The following is a 16,931-nucleotide window of genomic DNA, read 5'->3' on the forward strand; positions in this document are numbered from 1 at the left end:
GAGAGACTACAGGCTCGAGCCATATCCCCAATGTATTTCATCGCATCGTTCTTTTGAAAGTATAACTCTAAAAATAGTATTGTATATATACCAACACTCGTAAGATATAACAATGCATAAGCATTCCTTCAATATTTTTAAAATTAAACATATCATTTACAAATTTAAGTTTGTTACAATATAGGATGTAATTATAATAACAATCTATACTGAAATAAATATTATTGAAAGTTACCTTAGTACACGGTAAACTTTCTATTGATTTATGAAAAATTTAGGAGGTGCCCAGCTATGTCTGATTCGATCACTATCATTGATGAAGATAAAGTGATTGACGTTGTACTCATTGCAGGCAGAATATTGCTTGAAAGTGGTGCTGAAACTTATCGTGTTGAAGATACGATGAATAGAATTTCAGCAAGTTTTGGCTTAGATGATACATATAGTTTTGTCACGTCTACAGCGATTATTTTTTCACTCAATAATAGAACAAACACGAGACTTATCCGTATACGTGAGCGGACGACTGATCTAGAAAAAATTGCATTAACTAATAGTTTATCTAGAAAGATTTCTAATAATCAGTTAAATATAGATGAAGCAAAATCTGAACTTATACATTTACACCATGCATCATTACAGTTTTCATCTATCACTAAATTTTTTGCTGCTGCCATTGCATGTGGTTTTTTCTTATTTATGTTTGGCGGTGTTATGAATGACTTCTTTTTTGCAATTCTTGCAGGAGCTGGTGCATTTTTAACTTTTGATTTTGTTCAACGTTATATACAAATAAAATTCTTTTCGGAATTTATTAGTGCTGCGGTTGTTATTACAATAGCAGCTACATTTTCAAAATTAGGCATGGCAGCAAACCAAGATATTATTACCATTGCAGGCGTCATGCCACTAGTCCCTGGTATTTTAATTACAAATGCTATTCGAGACCTCATGGCAGGCGAACTCATCGCTGGTATGTCTCGTGGTGTCGAAGCGGCGTTAACATCATTTGCTATAGGTGCTGGTGTGGCAATCGTTTTATTAATATTTTAAAAAGGAGTGCTCAAATGGTCATTGGCTACTATGTTTTACAATTTATTATTAGTTATTTAGCGACAATGCTCTTTTCTGTTATTTTTAACGCACCCAGACGTCTCCTTTTGGCTTGCGGTTTCGTTGGTGCTATGGGATGGATTATATATAAAGTGACACTTGATATTGAACTAGGAAAGGTAATGGCTTCGTTCCTAGGAAGTTTTATATTAGCAATTATGAGTCATACCATGAGTAGACGTTATAAAAGACCAGTTATCATTTTTATTGTGCCTGGCATCATCCCGCTCGTTCCTGGTGGACTTGCCTATGAGGCAACACGCTATTTAGTGAGCAACCAATATACACATGCTGTTAATACATTTCTCGAAGTAACACTTATTTCAGGTGCAATTGCCTTTGGTATTTTGTGTGCAGAGATTATTTATTATCTTTATACACGCATAAAACAACACATTGGCAAAATGAATGGTAAAATATATAAGAAATCATATAATATGAATAACAGAGCATAAGGGGTGTTTTTATGAAAAATGATATTATTGAACGACTTACAAGATATGTCAAAATTGATACACAATCTGATCCACATTCAAATTCAACACCTTCCACTAATAAACAGTGGGATTTATTGAATTTATTGAATGACGAATTAACTGATTTAGGTCTAGAAACTGATGTTGATGAAAATGGATACTTGTTTGCAACATTAGAAAGTAATGTTAACGAAACTATTCCAACTGTTGGTTTTCTTGCGCATGTTGATACTTCACCTGATTTTAATGCTACAAATGTCAATCCACAAATTATTGAGCAGTATGATGGAAAACCCATTCAGCTCGGCGATACAAATCGAGTTTTAAGTCAAGATGTCTTTCCTGCTATGAAACAAGTAGAAGGACATACTTTAATGATTACAGATGGCACATCATTATTAGGTGCAGATGATAAAGCTGGTGTCGTTGAAATTATGGAAGCTTTAAAATATTTAACAGCGCATCCAGAAATCAAACACGGTCGCATCAGAGTAGCGTTTACACCTGATGAAGAAATTGGTAAAGGACCACATGCATTTGACGTTGAACGTTTTAATGCTGACTTTGCATATACAATGGATGGCAGCCAATTTGGCGAGCTACAATATGAAAGTTTTAATGCTGCAGAAGCGATTGTAACTTGTCACGGTGTTAATGTTCATCCAGGTTCTGCTAAAGATGCGATGGTCAATGCTGTGCTTTTAGGTCAACAATTCAACGCTCTTTTACCTCAAAATGAAGTACCTGAACGTACAGAGGGTTATGAAGGCTTTTATCATTTAATGAAATTTGATGGCGATGTTGAGAAAGCAAAACTTTACTATATTATTCGTGATCATGATAAGCATGAATTTGATTTACGTAAAAAACGCCTAGTAGAAATTCAAAATGATATCAATAGTCATTTTGAAGATGCGCCAATCGAAGTTGAAATAAACGATCAATATTACAATATGGGAGAAAAAATTAAGCCAAAACCACATGTTATAGACATTCCTAAACGTGTCTTTGACCAGTTAGATATTCCAGCTAATACTGAACCGATACGTGGTGGCACAGATGGTTCACAACTATCATTTATGGGATTACCAACACCTAACATTTTTACTGGTTGTGATAACTTCCATGGACCTTTCGAATATGCTTCTATCGATGTCATGGAAAAAGCTGTAGATGTCATAGTAGGTATCGCTCAAGAAGTCGTACAAACTTATCAAAAGAATGATTAAATAGAAATGACTCGGATATAGCGCTCATTTTATACATTTTAATGCTTGTCATCCTTGTCGGAGTAGGACAACGAAATCTTTTCAAAAAATTAGATTTCTGTCCTACTCCCTTTTTTATTTTTGTACCTTACAGTTTGGATTGTTCATGCTATTCCAACACATATTTCGTATCAACCTCAAACTTGTATTTGTTAATCAGACGATACCACTGGGAGCCAACATTATGGTGGTGTTGTTTTTTTCATACGTATGTGTATTAAAAATAATTTTATAAAATTTATGTCTTATAATTGTAACTTCGAATACCTGCTGATTTTTGTAGAATTTAAAAAAACCGTCAATTTCTATATGATTATAATAGAAATTGACGGTTTGGCATTTATATTTTATTTATTAACATCAAACTGTGTTTTCAATAGCTTAATCGCTTGAACTGTATAATGTCTAATTTGAATTCCCATTTTAAAATCTGTAAAGGATTGAGGCATTTCTATAAATGTATTAAACATTGCTGTTACACCCATCGATTCAAACAAATCAAACTTATCATCTGTTGCGCAAATTGCGATTGATGGTTTGTCATGTTTTGTAGCTAGCTCTGCTAAGCGAACGGTAGTCGTTTCTAAAATTTGATCTTGTTCGTTCACACCTTCACCAAAAATTATTAAATCTGCCTGTTGAATTAATGACTCTAAATGTGTAATTTGGTCTACCAGTTCATGACTCGTCATAATCTCAGCATTGTATAAACCATTCAACATTGCAGCTATACCCCCACCAGCGCCGCCTCTTTGAATAGGCCCTAGTGCGATTTTCAATTCAGCTTTAAACATCTCACTTAAATACCATATTAAATTATCTATCTCACTTGCTTCTTGATGCGAAATTTGATGCGTTTCATACGTTTGCATGATTTCACTATTTTTACCATATAATTTACTGTCAAAATCTGACATAAGTTGGATTCTAATCTCTTTCAACTTAGGATTAACTTGAGATACATCTATACGACGAATATATTTTAAAACACGACTGCCTTGTGTAACGTCGATTTCTTGAGCTTCGTCATCATAAAATTTAGCACCGAGTGCTTGAAGCATGCCAGCACCACCATCAAAACTACCAATAGCACCTAGCGAAATAATTAAATGTTCAGCACCATTTTCTATTGCATCAAGTATAATTTCACCTAAACCATAACTCGTTCTTTCTATAATTGGACGTTGACCTTTTAAAAATAGATTACCTTCAATAATTGTCATGCCATTATCAGTAATACCATAAACAGCTTCTACTTCATTCATATCTGCATCATGTGCAACCACTCTGTATTTGGTACCTGACTGCCATAAAAAGACAGAATCCATCAGTTCATGCCGACCATTAAACAACGGTACTTGAACAATATCAGCCTTCTCTATTTGACTAGCAACCGCTTCTTCTACATATCGATTGGCTTGATAGCTAGATATAATACCATTAAATTCATCCATTGCTACTAATACTTTCATTTTGTCACCTCTAATATTAATATTACATTGCAATTTTCATAGCTTTATTTTTAAATTAACGTGATTACCACACCTTATAAATTTATAACTTTCAAATAGCTGTGATTCGTTGATATATTTAATTCAGCTGTACAGCACTCAAACAAGTATCATTTCACATTGTGTTATATATTTGGCACAAATCATATGCTACTAAATCACTGGTAAAAATATCATCACACTTAAAGTTGGTATCACGTTCAATCATTGTATTGCTGATAAATACAATAGTTACATAAATAACATACATTTGTGCGCATAGACGCATTACTAATTCAACTTTATATTATACATGTCAAAACACATTTTTTCACATTATAAGAAACGCTTGTTAAACCTTTTAATATAACTTAAAGCTTAACAAGCGTTTCTTTATTAAATATTTATTTTTTTATTCTTCAGCACCTGCCAAAGATTTTACATTAATATGATCGTGACTTGCATTCCAAATCGCTTGTCCCTTCACAAAATAAAATGCTTGTGGCGATTCATGCTTAACATTTGTTTTTTCTTCTATATAATCTGATAAAGCCCTCTCTTGTTGTACGATTAAATAATAACCGTCCATATCTCTTTCATATAAAAATTTGTTAAATTGATCAATTGCATTTGCTGAAATTGGACATGTTTCACTATGCTTCAGCACAAATACATATTTATTTTCTTCTAAAACTTGCTCAAACTGGTCAATCGAACTCAGCTTTATAGCCATTCTATTCACCTCTAAAAATATTTAACACACCACATTGTCTCTAAAAGTGTGAAATTCCAATGATATTCACATATCATTGTTTCCAATTATACACAATTCCCTTTTTATTGTTAACAGTTTATTACAAATCTCATAACTTAACCAATTAATTTATTATTGATATTTTTCTTTTAATTCGGCATACCGTTTATTAAATTCCTTATCATAATGTTTTAAATCTTCACTTTCTTTTGGTAATTTATTGATGTCTATTTTAGCTATTGCTTCACCAATTTCAATTGTTTCTTCTCTTGTTTCGTAATAATTTTGTAAGCTATAGTACATCTCAATCGTGTTTTTACGCGCATCATTCACATAACCATCTGTTATTTCTGCCTTATTTAAGTCTTTAATTTGTTTTTTAATTAATGGCATGATTTGAGTTTCAATAACTTGTTTCTCTGATTTAGCATTTGTAGAATTGGATTCTTTTTCCGCTGTATTTTTTAAATCTTTGTTATTTTGTTCCAATTTCTCTTTAAAGCCTTTAACACTTTCACCAGCATTATTAGCTTTTTTCATGTTTTCTTCTACTTCTGATCTATTCTTTTCAAAAAGTTTTGTATAATCTAAAATATCTTCATTCGCTTTAACTGCTTGGTTGTATAAATCAACAAATGTTTTAACTTCCTCGATGGCGGCTTTTTTCTTTTTGACAGAAGTTAAATATTTTGATTTTAATTCCTTGGTTTCCTCAGAATTTGCTGGCAGATGCTTTGTAGATTTCTCATATGCTTCAAGTTTAGGTGTTAACTTGCTATTCAAGTTATTTTGCAATTGATTGAATTCTTTTTTGTTTTTATCAGTCATATCTGTTTTACTTAAATCATTAATGTTTTCTAAATCAATAGAATCCATTACTTTATTAAATTCCTTTTCTTTTTGCTTTACGTCAGTTAATGTACTATCGAAATCTTTAAATTCGTTAGCACCTTCATGTCCGCAAGCGACAAGTACTACAGCAAAACAAACTAATAAAACAAAGCACATTAATTTTTTCATTTCTGCACTCCTTATCATTACGTATTATACAGAAACTTATTTAACTTGAAAATAATATATGATATATTATTCCAGAATTTACAGTTTAACAATTTATTTTGATCATTTAAAGGAGTGATTTAGTTCAATGCATTCAGATGTTCAACCTTTTATCAATGAAGATATACACCAAACTTTTATTAAACAATATCAGATGCTACGTCATAAATTATTGTCACTCTTAGATACACCTGTAAAAACAACCCATCATATCGGGGGGACAAGTCACTTCAACTACCCTACTGAACCTATTTTAGATGTTTTAGTTGGCGTCAATAATTTACATGATATAACTGCTTTAGATGAAAAAAGATTAAATTATGAAGGGTTTTATAGACTTCATCACCCATATCACAAAAAAGTAGTTATGGCTCAATTTAATAATCTCATTGATTTAAGACAAATTGCTCGATTACATATTGTTCAAATAGATTCACAACTTTATAATGATTATCTGAAGACAAATCATTATTTAACAATAAATCCATCTTCAGCAACCAACTTTGGAAAGCAAAAGTATAATTTATCGACAGACGCAGTACCAATTCGTGAATATGAAAATCAAAAACAGTTACTTTTTAAACAACTACTCCGAAAAATTAATAAAGATTTATCGAATGCACACAACTAATCTTTATTCACTAAAATAATAAATGAACTTAATCGTTTTCAATAAAACGATATACTATTTAGCAAACATGTTAAATCATTGGTATAATGTATAAATGAATTCAACAGGAAAGGATGTTCTATAATTGCATAAAGATGACATCTTAAAAGAATTAGAAGCAATAGTTCCAAAAGATATTATAAAAGTTGACGAACCGCTAAAACGCTATACCTACACTGAGACGGGAGGTCAAGCTGATTATTATTTATCTCCAACCCAAAATGAACATGTCCAAGCTATCGTCCATTTTGCCTACACAAATGATATACCCGTCACATATTTAGGTAATGGTTCAAACATCATCATCCGTGAAGGTGGCATCAGAGGAATCGTTATCAGTTTACTTCAGTTAAATTATATTGATGTTTCCGATGATGCGATCATCTCAGGAAGCGGTGCTGCAATTATTGATGTGTCACGTACTGCACGTGATAATGCGCTCACTGGATTAGAATTTGCCTGTGGTATCCCAGGTTCTATTGGTGGCGCTGTATTTATGAATGCAGGTGCTTATGGTGGTGAAGTCAAAGATTGTATTGATTATGCACTATGTGTTAATGAAAAGGGAGAGCTAATCACACTGACAAACAAAGAACTGGAGTTAGATTATCGTAATAGTATCGTCCAAAAAGAACACTTAGTTGTATTAGAAGCTGCATTTACATTAGCGCCAGGCAATTTACAAGATATCCAAGCAAAAATGGATGATTTGACTGAGAGAAGAGAAACGAAACAACCTTTAGAATACCCATCTTGTGGTAGCGTCTTCCAAAGACCACCAGGACATTTTGCTGGTAAATTAATACAAGATTCAAACCTACAAGGCTATCGTATAGGTGGCGTAGAAGTATCTAAGAAACATGCAGGTTTTATGGTAAACGTTGATAAAGGTACTGCAACTGACTACGAAGATTTAATCCATCACGTGCAAAAAACGGTTAAAGCAAAATTTGATGTTGAACTTCATCCAGAAGTTAGAATCATTGGTGAACATCCTTTTGAACGTTAGGAGTGTTATAAAATGCCGAAAGTATACGGTGCAACTGTAGATAATGAAACACGTTGTACACACTACCATACACCATTAGATGTAATAGCAATTAAATTCAAATGCTGTAATAGATACTACCCATGTTATAAATGTCATAATGAGGACACCTCTCATTCAATACAAAGATGGGATGCTGATGAATTTAATACAAAAGCTATTTTATGTGGTGTATGCAAACACGAAATGACAATCAATGAATATATGCTGATTGAATCGTGTCCAAACTGTGATGCACATTTTAATAATCGTTGTAAATATCATTACAGCACTTACTTTTCTATATAATTAACGCTAAACAAAAAGAGCGACGCAGAAATTTATTTTCTAATCAAATTTCTACGTCGCTCTTTTATCTATTTAAACCATTGTAAAATAAACATAAACGTGACATACACAAGTTCATTCAAACGCTATCTTTTATTATGCGTTTATTTTGTCCTTTACAAATTGTACAAACGCTTCTGCATCACCTTTTTGTATGTTTTTCATCGGCATAGGCCCAATATTAAACGTAAAATGAATGCGACCGTCTTCGTATGTAATTTTCTCTACTTCATCATAACCAATACTTCTATAATAGAATTCTCCATTCATATCTACATTCAAAATAATACGTTCATTTGTAGCAATAAATGCACCTTCAAATTCTGTAGAACCTTGTACAGAATACTCTATCGTACCTAGAACACTAGGTCCTTTCTTTTCTGTTGGAAATAAATCATTTGGGTTTACATTATCTAAAATCATTTTTATGTCACCTACTTTTACTATTTTTATTCATTATACAAGTTTTTAAATCAATTTATTACTTAAGTGCTCAACTCCATTCTAGTATTGAGCCAACCAAAAAACAATTGAGATTAGCCTAGTTAGATTTTATACCATCTTACAAGCAGGAGGAATCATCCATATCAAAAAAGCAGTGAATTCACGATTAAAGTGATTTTCACTGCTTTGAGTATGCGTTATTAAGACAATCCCCACTCATGTCTATTATTATTTTTTATCTATTGCTTTTTCGACTTCTTCAATTTGTTTAATCGCAGTTGTTGTCGAACCACTTGAGAAGTACCAAAGTTTTGGATCTAATTCATATACTTTATCATTTTTAATCGCATCAACATCTTTGATGACATCATTACTCAATGCTTTTTTAGCAGTAGATTTACCTGCTACAGCTTGTCCTCGGTCCATCGCAAAAATAATGCCAGGATTTTTTTCTGCAACATATTCATTTGTAACATTTTGGCCATGATTACTTTCTTTAATTTCTTTATCTGCTGGTGTAAAGCCCATAGTATTAAAAATCATAGAACCGAAACGTTCCCCAGGACCAAATGTTGATAATTCACCTTCATTTACTAACAAATATAACGCTTTTTGGTCTTTTAAATCTTTTGTTTTTTCTTTCATACTTGCTATTTTATCTTCTAATTTTTTATTAAGAGACTTAACTTTGTCTTCTTTTTGATAAATTTTACCTATTTTTTTAGCATTTGCTTTAAGCGACTTAACTTCATCTTTATTATCTACACCTATGTAAACAACTTTAGCATCTGGTGCAGCTTTTTTAAATTCATCTAAGTTTTTTTGGTTTGCTGTACGTCCAGATATGAATATCACTTCTGGTTTTGCTTCTGCAACCTTGTCAAAATTAACTTCTTTTAAACTACCAGTATTTAAATATTTATCACTTTTAAATTCACTTAAAAAATCTGGTAATGATTTAGCATCTTCACCTTTAGGAACTGCTTTAACTTTATCTTCAAGTCCTAATTCTTTTAATGTATCTAATGCACCATAATCAAACACAACTGCGTTCTTAGGATTAACTGGAACCTCAACTGTCTCTTTTACAGATTTAGCATCACTTCCATCACGTTTTTCTCCATTAGCTTTATAATCATTTTCTATCTTAACTGTTTTATTTGATTCATTGCTATCTGATTTTGTATCCGATGACTTTTTGTCGTCTGAGCCACCATTATTACATGCTACTAATAAAAACATTAAACCTATTACCATAAACAAAGCAAACTTCTTCATATGTTTAATCCTCCTGGAATACTAAAGTTAATCACCATTTCAATATGCCGTTTAAAATGAGCAACGTTGCAGCTGCATCACTCCCTTCAATAAAAATCATTCCATTTTAAACGGATTGTAAAATAGATAATTCATAATCTGCTGTTTCTTCATCAAAATATACACAAATGCGTTGTCCGCGAATTTCTTCAATTTTAACGTCCATATCATACAATGTTTTGAGCGTATTTTCTTGTATAACTTCATCTTTAGTACTGGCTTTAACCATTTCTCCATCTTTCAATGCAATGATGTCATCCGAATAACACGAAGCAAAATTAATATCATGAATCACAACAACAATTGTTTTATTGAGTGATTTTGCGAGTTGACGTAACGTTTTCATGATTTGAACTGAATGTTTCATATCTAAATTATTTAATGGCTCATCTAGTAAAATATACTCTGTGTCCTGTGCTATTGTCATAGCTACATATGCACGTTGTCGTTGACCACCTGATAATGTTTTTAGGTAACGATGTCTTATTTCTTTAAGATTCAATAACTCAAGTGCATACTCAACTTGCGCCCGATCTGCTTCATTTAAGCGGCCTTTTGAATACGGAAATCTTCCAAAATTTACGAGTTGCTCAACAGTAATATTTAACTCAGTATGATTAGCTTGTTTCAAAATCGATAATTTTTTAGATAATTCATTACTCTTAAATTCAGAAATAGCTTTCCCTTCAATCTCAATAGTCCCTTTATCAAAATCGATCAGTCGTGTAATTGCTGAAAGTAAAGTACTCTTACCTGCACCATTTGGACCTATCATTGAAGTTAAACGCCCTTTACTTATATCTACGTTAATGTCATTTAAAATCGTTTTATCTTGAATGGTTTTATTTAAACCTTGAACTCGTATCAATTCGCATGTCTCCTTTTAATTAATAGATAGATAAAGTATGTTCCACCTACCAAGTCAATAATGATACTCACTTGCGTCGTCGCTTCAAATAAATTTTCTACTACGCCTTGTGCAATAAATAAACTCAACCAACTTAAACAGATTGTTGCCGGTAATATATATTTATGTTCATAGGTTTTCATCAATTCATGCGCTAGATTAACTGTTAACAATCCTAAAAATGTAATCGGACCTACCAATGAAGTAGAGACAGATACTAATATCGCGACAAGTATGAGCAGTAATCTTGTAATCATTTTATAGGACAAACCTAAATTTATTGCTTGGTCTTTTCCTAATAAAAGCACATCTAAATATGGTATCGCAATCACTGTAATAATGATTAAAATAATTAATATAACGCCGCACAACATTACCAATTTACTATTGGAAGCATCAAAATTGGCAAACATTGAACTCTGAACTGCTAAAAAATCTTCAGGATTAATAATCAGTTCTAAAAATCCAGTTATACTTCTAAAGAAAGTACCTAATATGACACCTATGAGTAAAATTAAATATATCGACACATCGCCAATTCTAAAGATACCTTGAAATAATAATAATGAAAATACAATCATAACCAACAGCGAAGTAGCAAAACTTAAATATATATTAGTTACAAATGCAGACTGTACGCCAAACACAAATACTAGTAATACTTTCACAAACATATATACAGCATCAAGTCCCATAATTGATGGTGTCAATAAACGATTCGTTGTAATCGCTTGAAAGATAACTACTGAAGCTGCAATTGCTCCACCTACCAATATCATGAGCACAAGCTTTCGAAAACGACTGATAAACTGGTATCTAAAAATTTCAAAATCAATACCGATGAAAAGATATATTAACGCAGCACTTAAAGTGACAGCTATTAATATCATTAACTTTGATTTAGCACTAATTTGCATAATTGTGTCTTCCTTTCATCAATAAGATCAAGAAAATAATCGTGCCAAAGACACCAATTGTTAAACCAATATTTATTTCATATGGGTAGACAACAATCCTACCAATTATGTCAGAAAACATAACAAATACCGCCCCTAACATTGCCGTGTGAGGTAATGCTTGCTTTAAGTGGTCACCTCTGAATATTGACACAATATTCGGAACAATTAGACCTAAAAATGGTAGTGTTCCTACTGTAACAACTACAAGTGCTGTTATAGTTGCAGTTATAAATAAACCAATATTTATTATTTTTTCATAGTTGACGCCTAAGTTATTACTAAAATCTTTTCCCATCCCTGCAATCGTAAAATGATTGGCGAATATATATGTAAGTATCAATAAAGGAATGCTTAAGTATAATATTTCATATCTACCGCTCGTAATGATGGCAAAGTTTCCGTTGAGCCAGTTACCTACACTTTGTACAGTATTGGTTCTTAGAGCAAGAAAAGTTGCTAAACTAGACACAATACCACCAAGCATAATACCTAAAAGCGGAATAAAAATAACATCAGTGAATCGTATGTATTGAACTAATTTAACAAATAAAAATGTGCCACCAATACTTAATATCACCGCAAATATTAATTTAATAATAATGTTTTCTTGTGGAAAAAATATCATTGATATCAAAATGCCTAACTTTGCCCATTCCATAGTCCCTGCTGTCGTTGGACTCACAAATTTATTTTGCATCATCTGCTGCATAATAAGGCCAGAAAGTGCTAAAGTGCTTCCAGATATTAATATACTTATTGTTCTAGGAATCCTACTAGACACGATGATATTTAATTGTTCGGGCGTTAAATGAAAAATATCAGTAATTGATACTTTACTAACGCCTATAAATAAAGAAAGGATAGTTAAAAAGAATAAAATAATAGCTAAGACAACACCATTGAGTAAAAATTTCATAGTGAGTAATTAATCCTTTCATAAACGTCATGTTTTATTGAGTGTGATAATCATTATCAATACCTGTAAGTTAAATTTTATCATCTTTGCATGTAAATTCAATAGCTATAACAGAGATTATCAAAACAATTCTCTATTTATGTCAAAATTTTCAAAATAAAAACAAAAACTTTTAGCCAAATGCATTTTTTAAATTTATGTATTTATAGAAATTTTTGACGTTTCAGTTGACAAACTAATTCAAATACTAAATAAAGTTAAATACGTGCTTGAATTAATTGTATTGCATAAATGTGTAAAATATTAGTGCAACGCGCAAAACTTTAATAAATAAAAAACGTCAATCTCTATATAATTCCAATAGAAATTGACGTTTGTTGGTGATTAAAATTGATTTATATTTCATTCATCTGCTATTAATAACTTTTACATTATGATAGTTTAAGCAAGTGTAATTTAGTCTTCAAAAATAAAATCTTCATCTTGTAATGCTTCAACATTTAGCGCTAAAGTATAACCATCGCCTTTAACAGAGAAGAAATCATGGTTTTTTGTAGATGTGTCTAATGCATTTTCGATGATCGGATTAAATTCTCTTTCTTCAAAGTACGGATCAAATCCGAGGTTTGATAGTGCTTTGTTACCATTATATCTTACATAGTTAAGCACATCTTCAGTTAAACCGATATCATCATATAAAGATTGTGTATAAGAAACTTCGTTTTTATATAGTTCATCTAATAATTTATACATTTCTTGGTCTGCTTGCTGTTTTTCACTTTCAGACAATTCATTGCGTAAACTTTGTGCGTCCATACCAGTAAATACACCATGAATTGATTCATCTAATAAAATTTTACGAATAATTTCTCCTGAAGTCGTCATTTTACCTTGTCCAGCTAAATATAATGGATAATAGAAACCAGAATAGAATAAAAATGTTTCTAGAAAAACACTTGATACACGTGCAATATATTGATCATAAATAGATGCTTCTTTTCCCCATAATTTATGATAATTATTTACAATTTTATCCGATTTGAATTTCAAATGTGGTTCTTCTAGGACCCATTTATCTAATAAATAGTTTGTTTCGCTAGATGGCAATAGTGTTGTAAAGATGTGAGAATAACTTTTAGCATGAATTTGTTCCATCATCGCCATAAAGGAATAAACCGCTTTTTTACGTAAATCTGTAGTATGTAACATAATTAATGGCATACCATCATCTGCTTGGTGTGTATCCAAACCAGTTAAACCTGCCAATGCCTTTTTAAATGCATTTTTTTCTTCATCAGATAATGTTTTCCAACTTGCAATATCTTTTGAAACTTTAAATTCAGTTTCTACCCACATTTGCGAAATATTTTGTCGCCAAAACATATTTGTCATATCTTCTTGAGTATTCCAATTGACTGCTTTCATTTAGATAATTCCCCTATCTAGTAAATATTTGTTTAATTTATAAAACACAGAAAGTGGGACAGAAATCTAAATATATTTTTAGATTTTCTATCCCTTTGCATAAGTGACTATATTTCTCTAATGTCGATACACTTTGATTTAAATGACATTCACTTAATGCCTCACCTTTTTGTATTTAAAACAGATGCGTTATTTCAAGATTCATAGATCTTTTTCATTAATTAAAAAGTTTCGTTTTATATTGCACAGCTTGTACATTCTTCAACACTTAATAATTTATTTCTAGTGTAATATAAAGATTTCAATCCTTTATGATGTGCATAAACATATAATCTAGATAATTCACGTGTTGATATCTCTGAATTTACATAAAGAATTGTAGAAATACCTTGGTCCACATGTGTTTGGATCGTAGCTATTAAATCAATTAATTTCATTTGATCAGTATTAAATGCAGATTTATAGTACCACATTGTTTCTGGTGATAAGAAAGGCATTGGATAAAACGTTTCTGCATTACCATAAGTACGACGTTCAATTTGATCAACTATCGGCATAACTGAACTTGTCGCATTTTGTACATAAGAAATACTTTGTGTTGGTGCAATCGCTAAACGATATGCATGGAATAAACCGTGAGTTTCAACTTCTTTTTGTAATGCTTTCCAATCTTCAGGTGTAGGAATTTCTAAGCCTTCAAATAATTTACGTACTTTTTCATATTTTGGTGCAAATGTTTGCGAAGTGTAAAACTCAAAATATTTACCATTCGCATAATCTGTCTTATCAAAGTCTTTAAATGTTTCTTGTCTATCTTTTGCAATTTCCATGGATCTTTCAATTGAATAGTAGTTCATCATCATGAAGAATATGTTAGCAAAATCTTTTGCTTCTTCAGATTCATAACCAATTTTATTTTTAGCAAGATAACCATGTAAATTCATAACGCCTAATCCAACTGAATGTAACTCGCTATTAGCTTTTCTAACACCTGGCGCATTTTGAATATTTGCTTCATCACTAACCACTGTCAATGCATCCATACCTGTATGCACTGAATCTTTGAATTTACCTGATTCCATAACATTAACAATATTTAAAGATCCTAAGTTACAAGATATATCACGCTTGATGTCATCTTCTGTACCGTAGTCATTAATAATAGATGTTTCTTGTAATTGGAAGATTTCTGTACATAAATTACTCATTTTAATTTGACCAATATTAGAGTTAGGATGTACTTTATTCGCATTATCTTTAAACATTAGATAAGGATAACCAGATTGTAGCTGTGTTTGTGCAATCATATTTAGCATTTCACGAGCGTCTTTTTTCTTTTTATCAACATTTGGATTGGCTACTAAACTTTCATAGTATTCATCTAAATTAATATCATCTAACGTTACACCATATTCATTATAAACTGTATGCGGTGCAAACATATAAAAGTCTTTACCTTCTTTTGCCAACTCAAAGAATTTTGAAGGTACAATTAAACCAGTAGAAATAGTAGATAATCGCAAATCTTCATCTGCGTTAACTTTTTTAGTATCTAAAAATTCTTCTACATCATAATGGAAAATATTTAAGTACACCGCACCAGCACCAGGACGCTGTCCTAATTGGTCTGCATAGCTAAAGCCACCTTCAAGAGATTTAGCAACAGGTAATACGCCTTTTGCTACACCTTTAATGCCTTTAATCGCTTCTCCTCTTGCACGCAATTTAGATAGGTTGATAGCAACACCGCCGCCAATTTTACTTAATTGTTTTGCAGTAGAATCTATAAAATTGATTGAATTTAAACTGTCGTCAACTTCTAATAAGAAACATGACACGAGCTCACCACGACGCGCACGTCCCGCATTTAAAAATGTTGGCGTTGCTGGTTGGTAACGTTGTTCAATCATAGCTGAAATAAGTTGTCTAGCTGTCGGTTTATGACCATTTGCTAAATAAAGTGCAACAATCACAACATGTTGCTTATAATCTTCTAAGAATTGTGTTTTATCATTTGTCTTTAGCGCATAATCTTTAAAGAATTTACTGGCCGACATATAACTTGCAAAACGAAAGTCTATACTTTTAGCATAATCTGTAATTTCTTGTAAATCTGCTTCTGAATATTTTTCAAAAACATCAAAATAAAAATCGTTATCTACAAGATAGCGTAAACGTTCAATTTCAGTATCAAAATAGATTGTCTTATCTTGAATCTCTTCTAAATAAACTGCCAGTGCTTCTTGATCCTTTTCCAAATTAAAGAAACCATTATCTTTTCGTTTTGTAACCTCATTATTTAATTCAATATGATTGTATTTCTTCTCGTCCATAATCTTCATTGAAATTTCCCACCTTATCTTTAAATTCATTTATATCGTCTGCAGTGCCCTGTACTTCAAACTTCAATAATAGTGGAACTTGATATCGTTCCGAAATTGATCGTCCAGCTTTTGCGAAATTTTGTCCCCAGTTACGATTTCCGCTTGCTGCAACAGCTTTTAACAAATCATCATTCACATCTAAAAACATTTGAACTGGTTGGGGTACCTCACCAAATCCTATTGTTCCAGTGACCAAAACGAATGGTTCCTCTATTCTCTCTGAACAATTATTTTGCGTGATTTCCATAACATTTGTCAGTTCGGTTTTTTTTATAAATCTGCGCACATTGCCGGAAAACGAAAAATATACCACTTTCATTGGATCACCTTCTTTCTAATAGATATACGTAAGTTGGAAAATCAAAAAATGTAAG

General features: G+C 31.7%; 17 protein-coding genes. 6 read left to right on the forward strand and 11 right to left on the reverse strand.

Translation table 11 applies throughout. The annotated features are described in order from the left end of the window. Positions 1–291 precede the first annotated feature (291 nt). Genes NST87_RS10240 through pepT form a run of 3 tightly spaced genes read left to right on the forward strand, consistent with a single transcriptional unit; the run spans position 292 to position 2,818 of the window. The gene (locus tag NST87_RS10240; RefSeq protein ID WP_040030222.1) at positions 292–1,053 is read left to right on the forward strand and encodes a threonine/serine exporter family protein; all 762 of its coding nucleotides are present in this window, start codon (positions 292–294) and stop codon (positions 1,051–1,053) included. A 14-nt stretch (positions 1,054–1,067) separates the two neighbouring features. Continuing rightward, positions 1,068–1,568, forward strand: coding sequence for a threonine/serine exporter family protein (locus tag NST87_RS10245; protein WP_040030223.1), 501 nt, complete (start codon positions 1,068–1,070; stop codon positions 1,566–1,568). A gap of 11 nt (positions 1,569–1,579) precedes the next feature. Then, entirely contained in the window at positions 1,580–2,818 is a 1,239-nt protein-coding gene (gene pepT, locus NST87_RS10250) for a peptidase T (protein ID WP_019469505.1), read from the forward strand. 386 nt (positions 2,819–3,204) lie between these two features. Here pepT and NST87_RS10255 read toward each other — a convergent pair whose 3' ends face one another. The 3 genes from NST87_RS10255 to NST87_RS10265 all read right to left on the reverse strand — a co-directional run bounded on the left by NST87_RS10255 (position 3,205) and on the right by NST87_RS10265 (position 6,121). Continuing rightward, entirely contained in the window at positions 3,205–4,329 is a 1,125-nt protein-coding gene (locus NST87_RS10255; protein ID WP_019469506.1) for a glycerate kinase, read from the reverse strand. 430 nt (positions 4,330–4,759) lie between these two features. Further along, positions 4,760–5,080, reverse strand: coding sequence for a bacillithiol system redox-active protein YtxJ (ytxJ, locus tag NST87_RS10260; RefSeq protein ID WP_019469507.1), 321 nt, complete (start codon positions 5,078–5,080; stop codon positions 4,760–4,762). Between the two features lie 153 nt (positions 5,081–5,233). Beyond that, positions 5,234–6,121: an EMYY motif lipoprotein gene (locus NST87_RS10265; RefSeq protein ID WP_340721683.1), complete on the reverse strand. Its 888-nt coding sequence runs from the start codon at positions 6,119–6,121 to the stop codon at positions 5,234–5,236. A 127-nt stretch (positions 6,122–6,248) separates the two neighbouring features. On the opposite strand from NST87_RS10265, the gene NST87_RS10270 reads away from it, so the two are divergent. The 3 genes from NST87_RS10270 (at position 6,249) to NST87_RS10280 (ending at position 8,166) form a co-directional block, all read left to right on the forward strand. Beyond that, entirely contained in the window at positions 6,249–6,791 is a 543-nt protein-coding gene (locus tag NST87_RS10270) for a GrpB family protein (RefSeq protein ID WP_040030224.1), read from the forward strand. A gap of 124 nt (positions 6,792–6,915) precedes the next feature. Next, positions 6,916–7,839: a UDP-N-acetylmuramate dehydrogenase gene (gene murB, locus NST87_RS10275; RefSeq protein WP_103211359.1), complete on the forward strand. Its 924-nt coding sequence runs from the start codon at positions 6,916–6,918 to the stop codon at positions 7,837–7,839. A 12-nt stretch (positions 7,840–7,851) separates the two neighbouring features. Further along, on the forward strand, positions 7,852–8,166 hold the full coding sequence (locus NST87_RS10280; RefSeq protein WP_040030226.1) for a CHY zinc finger protein: 315 nt from the start codon (positions 7,852–7,854) through the stop codon (positions 8,164–8,166). 135 nt (positions 8,167–8,301) lie between these two features. On the opposite strand, the gene NST87_RS10285 is transcribed toward NST87_RS10280, so the two are convergent. From NST87_RS10285 to nrdI, 8 genes are all read right to left on the reverse strand, one after another. Next, positions 8,302–8,628, reverse strand: a complete 327-nt coding sequence (locus tag NST87_RS10285; protein WP_019469512.1) for a PH domain-containing protein — start codon at positions 8,626–8,628, stop codon at positions 8,302–8,304. Positions 8,629–8,877: 249 nt separating this feature from the next. Next, positions 8,878–9,927 carry a ferrated catecholamine ABC transporter substrate-binding lipoprotein SstD gene (locus NST87_RS10290; protein ID WP_064264212.1) on the reverse strand — a complete coding sequence of 350 codons (1,050 nt, stop codon included), beginning with the start codon at positions 9,925–9,927 and terminating at the stop codon, positions 8,878–8,880. A gap of 106 nt (positions 9,928–10,033) precedes the next feature. Further along, positions 10,034–10,834 carry an iron ABC transporter ATP-binding protein gene (locus NST87_RS10295; protein ID WP_040030228.1) on the reverse strand — a complete coding sequence of 267 codons (801 nt, stop codon included), beginning with the start codon at positions 10,832–10,834 and terminating at the stop codon, positions 10,034–10,036. Beyond that, positions 10,831–11,790, reverse strand: a complete 960-nt coding sequence (locus NST87_RS10300; protein ID WP_019469515.1) for an iron chelate uptake ABC transporter family permease subunit — start codon at positions 11,788–11,790, stop codon at positions 10,831–10,833. Before NST87_RS10300 ends, NST87_RS10295 begins: the two co-directional genes overlap by 4 nt. Then, positions 11,780–12,748, reverse strand: coding sequence for an ABC transporter permease (locus NST87_RS10305; RefSeq protein WP_019469516.1), 969 nt, complete (start codon positions 12,746–12,748; stop codon positions 11,780–11,782). Before NST87_RS10305 ends, NST87_RS10300 begins: the two co-directional genes overlap by 11 nt. A gap of 456 nt (positions 12,749–13,204) precedes the next feature. Next, on the reverse strand, positions 13,205–14,173 hold the full coding sequence (gene nrdF, locus NST87_RS10310) for a class 1b ribonucleoside-diphosphate reductase subunit beta (protein ID WP_019469517.1): 969 nt from the start codon (positions 14,171–14,173) through the stop codon (positions 13,205–13,207). Positions 14,174–14,409: 236 nt separating this feature from the next. Next, on the reverse strand, positions 14,410–16,515 hold the full coding sequence (nrdE, locus tag NST87_RS10315) for a class 1b ribonucleoside-diphosphate reductase subunit alpha (RefSeq protein WP_040030229.1): 2,106 nt from the start codon (positions 16,513–16,515) through the stop codon (positions 14,410–14,412). Then, the gene (nrdI, locus tag NST87_RS10320; protein ID WP_019469519.1) at positions 16,478–16,876 is read right to left on the reverse strand and encodes a class Ib ribonucleoside-diphosphate reductase assembly flavoprotein NrdI; all 399 of its coding nucleotides are present in this window, start codon (positions 16,874–16,876) and stop codon (positions 16,478–16,480) included. Before nrdI ends, nrdE begins: the two co-directional genes overlap by 38 nt. Positions 16,877–16,931 lie beyond the last annotated feature (55 nt).

The organism is Staphylococcus sp. FSL W8-0271 (genome assembly GCF_038006605.1).
GTDB classification, from domain to species: Bacteria; Bacillota; Bacilli; order Staphylococcales; family Staphylococcaceae; genus Staphylococcus; species Staphylococcus cohnii.

Excerpts from the sequence above, each read along its gene's own strand:
- NST87_RS10285 (WP_019469512.1), bottom strand. The coding sequence starts at position 8,628 with ATGATTTTAGATAATGTAAACCCAAATGATTTATTTCCAACAGAAAAG.
- NST87_RS10290 (WP_064264212.1), bottom strand. The coding sequence starts at position 9,927 with ATGAAGAAGTTTGCTTTGTTTATGGTAATAGGTTTAATGTTTTTATTA.
- pepT (WP_019469505.1), top strand. The coding sequence starts at position 1,580 with ATGAAAAATGATATTATTGAACGACTTACAAGATATGTCAAAATTGAT.
- nrdE (WP_040030229.1), bottom strand. The coding sequence starts at position 16,515 with ATGAAGATTATGGACGAGAAGAAATACAATCATATTGAATTAAATAAT.
- NST87_RS10280 (WP_040030226.1), top strand. The coding sequence starts at position 7,852 with ATGCCGAAAGTATACGGTGCAACTGTAGATAATGAAACACGTTGTACA.
- nrdI (WP_019469519.1), bottom strand. The coding sequence starts at position 16,876 with ATGAAAGTGGTATATTTTTCGTTTTCCGGCAATGTGCGCAGATTTATA.
- NST87_RS10305 (WP_019469516.1), bottom strand. The coding sequence starts at position 12,748 with ATGAAATTTTTACTCAATGGTGTTGTCTTAGCTATTATTTTATTCTTT.
- NST87_RS10240 (WP_040030222.1), top strand. The coding sequence starts at position 292 with ATGTCTGATTCGATCACTATCATTGATGAAGATAAAGTGATTGACGTT.
- NST87_RS10255 (WP_019469506.1), bottom strand. The coding sequence starts at position 4,329 with ATGAAAGTATTAGTAGCAATGGATGAATTTAATGGTATTATATCTAGC.
- NST87_RS10245 (WP_040030223.1), top strand. The coding sequence starts at position 1,068 with ATGGTCATTGGCTACTATGTTTTACAATTTATTATTAGTTATTTAGCG.
- NST87_RS10300 (WP_019469515.1), bottom strand. The coding sequence starts at position 11,790 with ATGCAAATTAGTGCTAAATCAAAGTTAATGATATTAATAGCTGTCACT.
- NST87_RS10270 (WP_040030224.1), top strand. The coding sequence starts at position 6,249 with ATGCATTCAGATGTTCAACCTTTTATCAATGAAGATATACACCAAACT.
- ytxJ (WP_019469507.1), bottom strand. The coding sequence starts at position 5,080 with ATGGCTATAAAGCTGAGTTCGATTGACCAGTTTGAGCAAGTTTTAGAA.
- NST87_RS10265 (WP_340721683.1), bottom strand. The coding sequence starts at position 6,121 with ATGAAAAAATTAATGTGCTTTGTTTTATTAGTTTGTTTTGCTGTAGTA.
- nrdF (WP_019469517.1), bottom strand. The coding sequence starts at position 14,173 with ATGAAAGCAGTCAATTGGAATACTCAAGAAGATATGACAAATATGTTT.